11 protein-coding genes are annotated in these 12393 nt (G+C 70.3%); 8 read left to right on the forward strand and 3 right to left on the reverse strand.

Annotated features, from left to right (window positions below; genetic code table 11):
• The first annotated feature begins 8 nt into the window (after nt 1–8).
• Genes AAW14_RS11110 through sbnA form a run of 3 tightly spaced genes read left to right on the forward strand, consistent with a single transcriptional unit; the run spans nt 9 to nt 3163 of the window.
• Entirely contained in the window at nt 9–1013 is a 1005-nt protein-coding gene (locus AAW14_RS11110; RefSeq protein ID WP_265562640.1) for a TauD/TfdA family dioxygenase, read from the forward strand.
• Nucleotides 1010–2080: a 2,3-diaminopropionate biosynthesis protein SbnB gene (gene sbnB, locus AAW14_RS11115; protein WP_265562642.1), complete on the forward strand. Its 1071-nt coding sequence runs from the start codon at nt 1010–1012 to the stop codon at nt 2078–2080. The genes AAW14_RS11110 and sbnB overlap by 4 nt, the downstream gene beginning before the upstream one ends.
• Before the next feature lie 42 nt (nt 2081–2122).
• Nucleotides 2123–3163 (forward strand): 2,3-diaminopropionate biosynthesis protein SbnA, encoded by a 1041-nt coding sequence (sbnA, locus tag AAW14_RS11120; RefSeq protein ID WP_265562644.1) that lies wholly within the window; start codon nt 2123–2125, stop codon nt 3161–3163.
• 158 nt (nt 3164–3321) lie between these two features.
• Here sbnA and AAW14_RS11125 read toward each other — a convergent pair whose 3' ends face one another.
• On the reverse strand, nt 3322–3942 hold the full coding sequence (locus AAW14_RS11125) for a hypothetical protein (RefSeq protein WP_265562646.1): 621 nt from the start codon (nt 3940–3942) through the stop codon (nt 3322–3324).
• Between the two features lie 497 nt (nt 3943–4439).
• On the opposite strand from AAW14_RS11125, the gene AAW14_RS11130 reads away from it, so the two are divergent.
• The 5 genes from AAW14_RS11130 to AAW14_RS11150 all read left to right on the forward strand — a co-directional run bounded on the left by AAW14_RS11130 (nt 4440) and on the right by AAW14_RS11150 (nt 9601).
• Nucleotides 4440–5570 carry an ABC transporter ATP-binding protein gene (locus tag AAW14_RS11130; protein ID WP_265562647.1) on the forward strand — a complete coding sequence of 377 codons (1131 nt, stop codon included), beginning with the start codon at nt 4440–4442 and terminating at the stop codon, nt 5568–5570.
• On the forward strand, nt 5567–6280 hold the full coding sequence (locus tag AAW14_RS11135; RefSeq protein ID WP_265562648.1) for an ABC transporter permease: 714 nt from the start codon (nt 5567–5569) through the stop codon (nt 6278–6280). The genes AAW14_RS11130 and AAW14_RS11135 overlap by 4 nt, the downstream gene beginning before the upstream one ends.
• The gene (locus AAW14_RS11140) at nt 6277–6945 is read left to right on the forward strand and encodes an ABC transporter permease (protein ID WP_265562650.1); all 669 of its coding nucleotides are present in this window, start codon (nt 6277–6279) and stop codon (nt 6943–6945) included. The genes AAW14_RS11135 and AAW14_RS11140 overlap by 4 nt, the downstream gene beginning before the upstream one ends.
• A 214-nt stretch (nt 6946–7159) precedes the next feature.
• Complete coding sequence (locus tag AAW14_RS11145) at nt 7160–8122, forward strand: ABC transporter substrate-binding protein (protein WP_265562652.1); 963 nt, start codon at nt 7160–7162, stop codon at nt 8120–8122.
• Nucleotides 8123–8800: 678 nt separating this feature from the next.
• Nucleotides 8801–9601, forward strand: coding sequence for a VOC family protein (locus tag AAW14_RS11150; protein WP_265562654.1), 801 nt, complete (start codon nt 8801–8803; stop codon nt 9599–9601).
• Between the two features lie 425 nt (nt 9602–10026).
• Here the strand turns inward: AAW14_RS11150 and AAW14_RS11155 are convergent, their stop codons facing one another.
• Nucleotides 10027–11532 carry a DEAD/DEAH box helicase gene (locus AAW14_RS11155; protein ID WP_265562657.1) on the reverse strand — a complete coding sequence of 502 codons (1506 nt, stop codon included), beginning with the start codon at nt 11530–11532 and terminating at the stop codon, nt 10027–10029.
• 214 nt (nt 11533–11746) lie between these two features.
• The gene (locus AAW14_RS11160; protein ID WP_007383480.1) at nt 11747–11950 is read right to left on the reverse strand and encodes a cold-shock protein; all 204 of its coding nucleotides are present in this window, start codon (nt 11948–11950) and stop codon (nt 11747–11749) included.
• Nucleotides 11951–12393 lie beyond the last annotated feature (443 nt).

A 12393-nucleotide genomic window follows, 5' to 3' on the forward strand; every position in this document is an offset into this window, starting at 1 on the left:
AATCCGAGATGTCGTCCTTCTCCCTGGCACCACCGCCCGAGGTGGAACTGCAGCCGGGCAAACCCCCGATCCTGCACGTCGAGCCTCCCGGTGATGCGTCGAGCTGGGCGGCCGAGCACCGCGACGCGCTGCGTGCGCAGGTCGCCGAGCACGGTGTGATCCTCGTCCGCGGCCTGGGCCTGCGGGAGGCGGATCAGGTCGGCGCCGTCTTCGCGGGACTGGCCGGTGCTCTGATGACGGAGAGGGAGGCCTTCGCCCCCCGGCGCACCCACGGCCCGGGGCTGTACTCCTCCTCGGCCTGGCCGGCCAACCAGCCGATGTGCATGCACCATGAACTGAGCTACGCGCTCGAGGTTCCCGGCCTGATGCTGTTCGCGTGCCTGAGCGCGCCCGGCCAGGGCGGTGCGACCGCGGTGGCCGACGCGGAACGTGTGCTCGAGGCGTTGCCCACGGGGCTCGGCGAACGGTTCGAACGGGAGGGCTGGCTGCTCACCCGCAACTACAACGAGGAGATCGGCGCGTCCCTGGCGGAGTCGTTCGGCACCGACGACCGCGCCGCCGTCGAACACTACTGCCGCGCCCACGCCATCGACTTCGCCTGGCAGCCCGACGGATCCCTGCGCACCAGCCAGCGCCGCAGCGCCGTGGTGCGGCACCCGCTCACCGGCCGGCGCTGCTGGTTCAACCAGATCGCCTTCCTCAACGAGTGGACGCTCGACCCGGAGGTGCGCGAGTTCCTGGTGGACATCCACGGCGAGGACGGACTTCCGTTCAACACCCGCTTCGGAGACGGCACTCCGATCGGCGAGGACATCGTCCAGTTGCTCAACAGCACGTACGAGGAACACACCCGGCGCGAGCCCTGGCAGGCCGGGGATCTGATGCTGGTCGACAACATCCGCACCGCACACAGCAGAGAGGCCTTCACGGGAGAGCGCCAGGTGCTGGTCGCCATGGCCGAGCCCCAGCGCCTGTCCGACTGGTGCCCGACCCCGGAGGCGAGCCGACGATGACATCCCTACTGGCCCCCGCGACCCAGCCGGACCCCTCCCACCCGGGTCCGGCGCCGACCTTCGCGGTGATCTCCGGAGCCCAGGTACAGGAAGCCCTCCGGGGACGCGAGAAGCAACTCGTGGAACTGGTCGAGGCCACCTACCGGTTGCACGGCGCGGGAGACTCGGTCAACCCGCCGTCGTACTTTCTGCGCTTCCCCGACCGCCCCACATCACGGATCATCGCGTTGCCGGCCTCCATCGGCGGCCCGGCACATGTGGACGGCCTGAAATGGATCTCCAGCTTCCCGGCCAACGTGGCAGCCGGACTGCCCCGGGCCTCCGCGGTCCTCATCCTCAACGACCACGACACCGGCTATCCGTTCGCCTGCCTGGAAAGTTCCATCATCAGTGCCACCAGGACCGCGGCGTCCGCCGCGCTGGCGGCCGACTGGCTCAGCCGTAACCGCCCCCGCCCGACCCGTATCGGATTCTTCGGTACGGGCCTGATCGCCCGCTACATCCACACGTTCCTGGCCGGCACCGGATGGACGTTCGACACCGTTGGCGTGCACGACGTGTCCGCCGACAGCACCGCCGGGTTCCAGGGCTATCTGAAGCAGGCCGGCGCCACCGGAAAGGTCACCGTCCACGACAGCGCCGAGGAGCTGATCCGCTCCAGCGACCTGGTGGTCTTCGCCACCATCGCCGGCACACCCCATGTCACGGACCCGGCCCATTTCGCGCACCACCCTTTGGTCCTGCACGTGTCCCTGCGCGACCTCGCCCCGCAGATCGTGCTCGCCTCGGCCAACATCGTCGACGACGTCGAGCACTGCCTGAAAGCCGACACCTCTCCCCACCTGGCCGAACAGCTCACCGGCAACCGCGACTTCCTGGACGGCACCCTCGACGACGTCATGACCGGACGGGTGACACCGCCGGACGACCGGACCGTGATCTTCTCGCCCTTCGGACTCGGTGTGCTCGACCTCGCCGTCGGCAAGTACGTCTACGACGAAGTGGCCCGGGCCGGGCACCTCCACGTCATCGACGACTTCTTCCACGACCTTCGCCGCTACGGCTGAAGGCCTTCCTCCCTCCCCCGGTTCTGGCATCAGGAGGCCAGCGTGGCCGTCATTACCGCTCCCCAAGCCTTCAACGAAGGCCGGCTCTACATCGACCTCCGGTCGATTTTCGGGCGCTCCCTCTACCTGAAGTGCGAGGGCTTCAACTTCGCTGGCTCGATCAAGCTGAAGGCCGCGACGGAGATGGTGGAGAGCGCTGAACGGGAGGGCATACTGACGCCGGATTCCGTCCTGGTCGAGTCCTCGTCGGGCAACCTGGGCGTGGCGCTCAGCATGATCGCTGCGAGCAAGGGCTACCAGTTTCTGTGTGTCACGGACTCCCGCTGCAATCTGTCGGCCCGGCTGCTGATGGAGGCGCTGGGCAGTCAGGTGCACATCGTCGCCGACCTCGACGCCAACGGCGGCTTCCTCGGCACACGCCTCGACTACGTACGCGCGCTGTGCGCCTCCGACGACCGCTATGTGTGGCTCGGTCAGTACACCAATCCAGGCAACTGGCGCGCGCACTACCGCACCACGGCGCCGGAGATCGCTCTCGAGTTCCCACGTCTGGACGTGCTGTTCGTCGGAGCCGGCACCACCGGGACCCTGATGGGCTGTGCGCGCTACTTCCGGCAGTGGCACAGGCCGGTGCGGATCGTCGCGGTGGACAGCGTGGGCTCGGTGAGCTTCGGCGGCAAGCCGGGTCGGCGCATGATTCCCGGCCTCGGCATGAGCATGCGCCCGCCGCTGCTCGACGAGGCCTTCGTGGACGAGGTGATAAGGGTCGAGGAGGCGGACACCATCCGTGCCTGCCACCGCCTGGCCAGAAGGGGTTTCCTGTTCGGCGGGTCCACGGGGACGGTGGTCAGCGGCGCCATGGACTGGTTGGCCCGGAACGACACACGCGGTCTGACCGCGGTGGCCATCGCACCCGACCTCGGTGAGCGCTACCTCGACACCATCTACCAGGCCAACTGGCTGCAGGACCTGTACGGCGACCACCTCTTCGACTCCGAAGAGGTGACCGCGGGGATCCGGGGCGCCGAGCCGGCGCCACGGACGCCGTGCCGGCCCCCGAAGCCGCAGAGCGGCACGGCGTAGACAAGGGCATCGGGTGGACACGGGCCTCGGACGGACCGGGGTTCGTCACGCCGGCCGGTCTCCGGGGAACGGCGTCGACGGCCCTGCGGACGGGGCTCGGCCCAGTGCTGCCGGAAGTTCGGCGCGGCGGCGGATGCCCGGTTCGAGGCAGGTGCTCGTCAGATGGGTCTCGACCGTGCGCCGGGCCAGGTGCAGGAGTTCTGCTTGCAGCAGCGGCGGGTTGCCCGCGACGGCCCGTACAGAGTCCTCCACGCGGTCGCGGGGTACGGCGGGCCGAGGGCCGAACGGACCGGTTCCGCCGCCGCGTCGGGGCTCAGGGGCACCAGGGTGGTGGGCGCGGACAACGACGGGGAAGAGCGTGTGGGCCAGGCCCGTCGGGGCGGTTCGATGTCGTACTGCCGGTGCTCGGCCACGACCAGCAGGAGCGGTAATCGGTCGCCCTGCCCGGCGGCCGTCACCTGCCAGCGACGGGAGAACACGTCCGCGAAGTGCACATCGTCCACAGCCACCAGCAGCGGGCCGTCGGCCGCGTGAGTCTGCCACAGCCGCCACAGCCGCCGCAGCCGCCGCAGCCGCCGCAGCCGCCGCAGCCGGACGGCCTGGGCGCCGTGGTCCGGGGCGCCGGAGGCGTCCGGGCGGCCGGTGGAACACTCGGACCCGACGAGACCACGCTCACCCGGCTGCGCCGGCTGGCGCACACGGACGGCGTCCGCACCGTGGCACATGCCCTGCGTGAAGACATCTGACCGCTCGGGCAGCCGCAGGGGCCGCTCCGGCAACGGGCGGCCCCCGGCCTGTCCCTGGCGCCCCGGGGGGCGGCGGATCGAGCACCGGGCAGGGTCCGGCACGCACGGCAGGGGCGACCGGGCGGCCGGGCGCCCCTGTGCAACGGTCCCGTCCTCGACGTGGGCGTCGTGCCGTCCGGCGTCGTGCCGCCCGGGGTCGCGTCGTCAGACCGGCACCATCATCCCGCAGCGGCGGAGCCGTTCGAGGGCGCGGCAACCGTCCCTGCCGGGCGGCATCGGACCGGCTCGCCGGCGCCCGGGGGCCATCGGGAGAGTGGCGCCCGGCCGGAACCGCCGCGAGGTGTTCGCCCTGGACGGCGGGCGACGGGACCCGCGTACCACGGGACTTCCCGTCGCCGCAGACGGAGGGTTCGGCCACGTCACCCGCCATGTTGCCGCAACACACGCCGTCTAGACTCTCCCGGCAGCGGCCCGAGCGACATCGGCCGGGAACGGGCCGCTCCTGCCACACCCGAAGGGCAATCGGCGCTTTGATACGGATAGATTCAGTCACCAAGCGGTATCCGGACGGCACGGTGGCGGTCGACCGGCTGTCGCTGGAGATACCGGACCGCTCGATCACCGTCCTCGTGGGCCCCTCCGGCTGCGGCAAGACGACGACCCTCCGCATGATCAACCGGATGATCGAGCCGAGCGAGGGAACCATCACTCTCGACGGCGTCGACATCGGCAAGCAGCCCGTGAACTCGCTGCGCCGGTCGATGGGTTACGTCATCCAGAACGCCGGGCTCTTCCAGCACCGCACCATCGTCGACAACATCGCGACCGTGCCCCGGCTGCTCGGCTGGAGCAAGGACCGCTCCCGCGCGCGGGCCCGGGAGCTGATGGAACGCGTAGGTCTCGACGCGTCGCTCGCCAAGCGGTACCCGTACCAGCTCTCCGGCGGACAGCAGCAGCGGGTCGGCGTGGCCCGGGCGCTCGCCGCGGACCCGCCGGTGCTGCTGATGGACGAGCCGTTCTCCGCCGTCGACCCGATCGTACGCAAGGGCCTGCAGGAGGAACTACTGCGGATCCAGGAAGAGTTGGGGAAGACCATCGTCTTCGTCACCCATGACATCGACGAGGCGATCCGGCTCGGCACGATGGTCGCCGTCCTGCGGACCGGCGGCAGGCTCGCCCAGTTCGCGCCGCCCGCCGAACTGCTGTCGTCCCCCGCGGACACGTTCGTGGAGGACTTCCTCGGCACCGACCGCGGAATCCGGCGGCTGTCGTTCTTCACCTCCGAGACGCTGGAGCTGACCAAGTCCCCGATCGTCTCCGTCGACTCCTCCGCCGAGGAAATCGCCTCCCGCGCCACGCCCGAGGCGCCCTACCTGCTCGTCACCGGCCTCGACGGCAAGCCGCTCGGCTGGAGCGACCCCGGGGACCTGGCCGCCGGGGAGATCGCGGCGGACCGACTGCTTCCGTACGGGCGGCCGTTCGAGTACGGCAAGGACTCGCTGCGCGCCGCGCTGGACTGCGCCGTGCTCTCGCCGACCGGCTGGGCCGTCGCGGTGGACGGGACCGGCCGGGTGGCGGGCGTCGTCTCGCAGCAGACCATCGGCGAGGCGATCCGCAGCGCCCACGCCTCGGGTCAGCGGGACGAGAAGGTCGCCGGATGAACGGGTTCTTCCACCTTCCGAGCGACCTCCAGAACACCTGGCTCGGTCTCGTCGGGCTGCATCTGAGGGAAGCCCTGCTGCCGGTCCTGGCCGGCCTCGTCGTGGCCCTGCCGATGGCCCAGCTGTGCGTGCGGTTCCGCTGGCTGTACCCGCCGGTGCTGGGCGTGACCACCGTGCTCTATGCCATTCCGTCGCTGGCGTTCTTCGTCGTCCTCATCGACTACACCGGCCTGAGCGAGACCACCGTGATGATCCCGCTGGCCGTGTACACCCTCGTGGTGCTCGTCCCGGCAATCGTGGACGGCATCCGTTCGGTGCCGCAGGAGACGCTGGACGCGGCCGACGCCATGGGGTTCGGGCCCCTGCGGCGCTACGTCCAGGTGCAGTTGCCGATCGCCGTGCCCGCCATCCTCGCGGGCCTCAGGGTGGCGACCGTGTCCAGCTTGAGTCTGGTCAGCGTCGGCACCCTCATCGGCAACCAGGGCGGGCTGGGCAATCTGCTCACCGACGCGATGTTCTACCACCGGCCGATGCTGGCGGTGAACTCCGTTGTCACCACGGCCGTCCTCGCGATCCTCCTGGATGCCGCGCTGGTGCTCGTGCGCATCCTGCTGATGCCCTGGATGCCGCGTGCCACCCGCGCGAAGAGGACCAGGGCCGACGCCCGGCCCGAACCGTCCGCAATCGCCCTGGAGGACGCGGCCCGGTGAACCTGCTCAACTTCGTCAACGCCTTCTTCAGCGACAGCTCCCACTGGCACGGCTACGACGGCATCCCCACCCGGGCGTGGGAGCACGTCCAGTACTCACTGATGGCGCTCGCCGTTGCGGCCGCCATCGGGCTTCCGGTGGGCCTGCTCACCGGCCACACCGGGCGCGGCGGCAACGTTCTCGCCTTCGTCGCCACCGCCGCCCGCGCTCTGCCCAGCTTCGGCCTGCTGGTGCTGATGTTCGTGCTGCTCGGCCTCGGGCTGCTGCCCGTGATGATCCCGCTGGTGGTGCTCGCCGTTCCGCCGATCCTGGTGACGACGTACGAGGCCGTGCGCTCCGTCGACCCGTCCCCGGTGGACGCCGCGCGGGGGATGGGCATGTCCGAGCCGAGGATCCTCTTCCAGGTCGAGGTGCCGGTGGCGCTGCCGCTGATCCTGAGCGGTCTGCGCTCGGCGGCGATCCAGATCGTGTCGACTGCCACCATTGCCGCGTACGTCAGCCTCGGCGGCCTCGGGCGGTACATCGTGGACGGGCTCTATCAGCGCAACTACGAGAAGGTCGTGGGCGGTGCCACGCTGGTGGCCGTGCTCGCGCTGGCGACACTCACGCTGTTCTGGGCTGTGTCCCGGGCCGCCGTGTCCCCGGGCGTGCGCAGGAGCACCTGACATGCCGAGGGCCCGGGCGGGTCGGGGCCCTCGTCCCTCAACCACAGCTTCACGACCGGACGTTCACAACAGGCCCTGCATCGAGGCCAATCGGTGACCAGAATGCACTTGACCGACCGAGAACGAGCTGGATTGGATCAGTGAGGTGCGGTAACACGCACTTCGCACAGCTGTGCCACGTCCTGCATCATCCTCTGAGCCCGGAACGGGAATCGTGACTTCTACCGCGAACACCAGCACGTCCAGCAGGAGACTCCCCGGCGCGGCCGCCGTCGCGCTCGCCGCCACGGCGGCACTGCTCGCGGGGTGTTCCTCGTCCTCGGGCACCAAGTCCGACGACCCGCTCGCCAACGACAAGGCGAGCGGCGACACGGTCGTCGTCGGCTCCAACAACTTCGCCGAGAGCATCCTGCTCGCCGACATCTACGGCGAGGCCCTCAAGGCCAAGGGCGTCAAGGTCACCTACAAGCCCAACATCGGCAGCCGGGAGACCACCTACGGCCTGCTGAAGAACGGCTCCATCAAGGTGCTTCCGGAGTACAACGGGGCGCTCCTCGCCTACCTCGACAAGAAAGCCGTCCCGAAGACGGTCGCCGCCACGACGGCCGCCATCAATGCCAAGCTCGACTCCAAGCTGACGCTCCTGGACCCGGCTCCCGCCCAGGACAGGGACTCCATCACCGTCAACGCGGCGACGGCGAAGAAGTACAACCTCACCGAGAAGTCGACCATCGCGGACCTCAAGAACACCGCCAAGGACCTGGCCCTCGGCGCCTCGCCGGAGTTCCAGGCCCGGCAGCAGGGCCTGCTGGGCCTGAAGTCGGTCTACGGCCTCGAGTTCAAGTCCTTCAAGGCGCTCGACGCGGGCGGCCCGCTGACCCAGTCGGCCCTGCAGAAGGACACCGTGCAGGCCGCGGACATCTTCACCACGGACCCGACCATCTCCAAGGAGAAGTTCGTGGTCCTGCAGGATCCGAAGAACCTCTTCGGCTTCGAGAACGTGCAGCCGCTGGTCTACAAGTCGGGGCTGCCCCAGAAGGGCGTCGAAGCGCTGAACGCGGTGTCGGCCAAGCTGGACACGGCGGCGCTGCTGGACCTGGACAGCCAGGTGCAACTCGGCAACAAGGACCCGCTCGACGTCGCCAAGGGCTGGCTGAAGTCGGCCGGTCTGGGCTGACGTTCACGCCGTGGGCGCCCCCGTACTCGTAGAACTGCTGCCATCCATCGCGGAGTTGTAGGGACCCGCCGCCCTTCACCGTCTGGTCCGGCCCCCCGGATGACCACCGCTCGGGTACGACGCCGTGGGCCTTCCCCGGGGACACGGCGACCGGATCATGAACTGCCTGCGCCGTGTCGGCCGCGCTTTCGCCGACGATCTCCGCTGGTGGTGGATCGTCCCCGCGGGCTCCCACAGAGGCGTCGTCCGGCGCCCTCGTCAGCTACGCCGGTCGTCGGCTACAGCTACGCGGTCGTCAGCTACGCGGCCGACGCGCGCGTGGAGCCCTACGGGGGACGCCCATCGCGCCCGGGTGCCCGGCCGACCCCTCCTGGAGCGGCTCCCGCGCCGGTCGTCCGGCGCTGATCCAGCACCGGGACGGTGACTCTCCGTACACATCCGACACTCCCCCGATCGCGCTGTACCTGCCCGCCCGCCTGTCGGCCGGACGCACTGGTCGCCGGGTGTCGGCGCCTGAGGCGGTTTCCGGGCGCCCGGCGCCTCGGCCCGGGCCTCTCCGGATGACGCCAGGCGCTGGGTGGCGCATCCTTGCAGGGGCACGATCGGGGTACCCGGAGACCCTGAGCGAACGACGGGGGAGGTGCCGGTGCCTCCCCCTCGGAACCGGGCGGTGTGGTCATGGTCAAGGACGAAAGGCGCAGCAGGGGGGAGGCCCCCGATGACTCGGTGTTCGGCGCACCGTGCTGGGTCAGTCTGTCCACGCGCGACCTCGAGGCCGCGGAGGAGTTCTACCGGGCCGTCTTCGGCTGGGAGTGGCGGCCGGACAGCATGGGCGACCGATTCCGGGTGGCTCTGGCCGACGGTGTGCCGGTCGCCGGGATCGCCGCCGTGGCCTCGATGTGGCAGATGGCCGTCGCCTGGACCCCGTACTTCGCGGTCGCCAGCGCCGACGAGGTCGTCGCCCGCTGCCGGGAGCGCGGCGGGACCGCGGCCGTGGGGCCGATCGCCCTTCCACCCGGCCGGGCAGCCCTGCTGGCGGACCGGGACGGAGCCGTCTTCGGCATCTGGGAGGGCCCGCTCGTCACGGGCTGGAAGCAGTGGCGCGAGGCAGCCCCCACCTTCATACGGCTGCACACCCGCGACGCCTTCGACGCCGCCATCTTCTACGGGGAGGTCCTCGACTGGGCCGGCGCCCGCCCGGGCTCCGTCGAGGTGCACTACAACGGCGACGAGGTCGTGCTGCGCAGCGGCGGTGTGGTCGTGGCGCGGATTCACTCGGGGGCGGTGGGGGCGGCGCCAGATCCCACGATCCGCCCGCACTGGCAGGTCAACTTCACGGTCGCCGATGTCGATGCCTGCGTCCGGGCCGCCCGCGAGCGCGGCGGTTCCGTTCTGCAGTGGGAGGAGGGCGCCGAGGAGGCGGTGCTGGCCGACCCGGACGGGGCTCGCTTCACGGTGACCTCGAAACGCGAGCCCTGAACGGCCTCGGCGGGCGGGATCCGGTGGGGAGCCCCCCGGTCCACGGTCGCGTCCGGGCACCGGCAGAGCCGGAAGCGACCGCCACACCCGCGTCGGCGGGGCACTGCCGACGCGACACCCCCCGGCGACCGCCTCACCCGCGTCGGCGACACGTGCGTCAATCGGCGACACGTGCGTCAACTGCCCGTCGACGCAGAGCGTCCGCGACCGACGGCCGCCGACGCGGCTCTCCCCGGCGGGTACGCCACGGTCGGGCACACGCTCCTAGGAGCCCCAGCCTCGTAGGAGCCCGAGCCTCGTAGGAGCCCGAGCCTCGTAGGAGCCCGAGCCTCGTAGGAGCCCGAGCCTCGTAGGAGCCCCAGCATCGCGCGTGCTCGGGGTTTGCCCTGGCGCAGGGCCGGGCCACAACGCCGGAGGCGTCTGCCTCAGCGGCCCTTCGCGGACGAGGAGCGGCGCAGCCCCTGGGCGGATCGGCCGCGCCGTCCGCGAGGGGAGGATGCCGTGCGCTGGGAGCCTTCGGCGGCCGGCGGCGCGAGGGTGACGGGCACGCCCGAGGGGGCCTGGGCTCCGGTGATGCGGCTCAGCTCGGCCTCCCCCGGGCGGATCCGGGTGGTGTGCGGAGTGATGCCGGCGTCGGCCATCAGACGGGTCATCTCGCGGCGCTGGTGCGGCAGAACCATCGTGACCACGGTGCCGGACTCACCCGCCCGGGCGGTTCGGCCACCCCGGTGCAGATAGTCCTTGTGGTCGCTGGGCGGATCGACGTTGACGACGAGGTCGAGGCCGTCCACATGGATACCGCGGGCCGCGACGTTGGTGGCCACCAGCACCGTGACCTGACCGTCCTTGAACTGGGCCAGGGTGCGGGTGCGCTGGGACTGCGACTTGCCGCCGTGCAGGGCCGAGGCGCGTACGCCGACGGCCAGGAGCCTTTTGGTCAGCCGGTCCACCGCGTGCTTGGTGTCCAGGAACATGATCACCCGTCCGTCCCGGGCGGCGATCTCCGTCGTTGCGGCGTGCTTGTCGGCGTCCTCGATGTGCAGCACGTGGTGCTCCATCGTGGTGACTGCACCGGCGACCGGATCGACCGAGTGGACCACCGGGTCGTGAAGGTAGCGGCGTACCAGGCGGTCGACGTTGCGGTCCAAGGTGGCCGAGAACAACAACCGCTGGCCGTCGGGGCGCACCTGGTCGAGCAGCGCGGTCACTTGCGGCATGAAGCCCATGTCGGCCATCTGGTCGGCCTCGTCCAGGACGGTGACGGCGACGCGGTCCAGACGGCAGTCGTCGCGGTCGATGAGGTCCTTGAGCCGGCCCGGTGTCGCGACGACGACCTCGGCTCCGGCATGCAGCGCTCTCGCCTGGCGGTTGATCGGCACACCGCCGACCACCGTGGCGAGCCGCACGCGCAGAGCGCGGGCATAGGGGGTGAGGGCGGCGGTGACCTGCTGCGCCAGTTCCCGGGTGGGTACGAGGACGAGTGCCAGCGGCTGCCGGGGCTCGGCCTGCTGCCCCTGGGTACGGGCCAGCAGGGCGAGGCCGAAGGCGAGTGTCTTGCCCGAGCCCGTGCGCCCGCGGCCCAGGACGTCGCGGCCGGCCAGCGAGTTCGGCAGTGTCGCGGCCTGGATCGGGAACGGGGTGGCCACCCCCTGGGCGCGGAGCGTGGTCAGCAGACGCGTGGGCAGGTCCAGATCGGTGAACGCCTCCACCGGTGGCAGCGCCGGGGTGACGGTGGCCGGCACGGCGAACTCCCCACGGGAGGCGACGGGACGATCTCCGCGATTGCTCCGCCCGGCTTTGGCCGAAGTGGAAGGAGCGCCCTGGCGCCTCGTCCTCTGCGAGCGGAAGCGACTGCCCCGAGCCGAGCCGACGGAGCCTGTGTCCGTACCGGAGCGGGAGGAGCCTTCGTTCGTGCGAGCAACGCGGGTCATGGGGAACCTTCCTCGGTGCGGCACGTATCGAGGAATTCCTCCCAACGGTCAGAAACCGTACGAGGATTCGCAAGAAGGAGCCGGAGAAAAGACGAGACGAAGCCGGGCCGGGGGCTGGGGCATTGACATCCGGGCCCAACAGAAGCGGAAAACGCAATGGACTGGGGCCCACACCCAGAGAGTGCGGGCCCCAGCCATCCGGAACGCGTCAGCGTCAGGCGGGAACGATGTTCTCCGCCTGCGGGCCCTTCTGACCCTGCGTGACGTCGAAGGTCACCTTCTGGCCCTCCTGAAGCTCGCGGAAGCCGGAGGTGGCGATGTTCGAGTAGTGGGCGAACACGTCGGCGCCGCCACCGTCCTGCTCGATGAAGCCGAAGCCCTTTTCCGCGTTGAACCACTTCACGGTGCCAGATGCCATATTGAATCTCCCTTGGGGCAGTTGCCGGAGCCCGCACCTTGCAGATCCGGCGTCGCAGTGATGACGTACCCGACCGGAACGGCCCGGAGGGTCCCCGGAAGAACCGAAGCCCCCAGAAACAAAAAGAGTGCTCGTCGACTAAAGGTCGGAAGAGCACTCGATGTCTCTGATAACCAGAACTGCAACTGATATCACGGTAGCACAGGTCGGGGCGCAGGTGCGTCCGTCGTCGGGGTTCCGCCCGACGCTCGTGATTCCTCAGGGCGCACGGTAGGAATTTCTGTGGCAGCCACAGTAGATATCCGGTCCCGGGAAGATCAGGAGTTGGGCTCATCGCCGCCACCGGTCGGCGGCCGGGTGGCGCGCGGTGGGAGCGAGGTGCGCGTGATTGCGGGCGGGCTTTGCACGCCTCGTGGAGTGCAGGAGTGCAGGAGTGCAGGAGT

Source organism: Streptomyces hygroscopicus, from assembly GCF_026168105.1.
Classification (GTDB): domain Bacteria; phylum Actinomycetota; class Actinomycetes; order Streptomycetales; family Streptomycetaceae; genus Streptomyces; species Streptomyces hygroscopicus_D.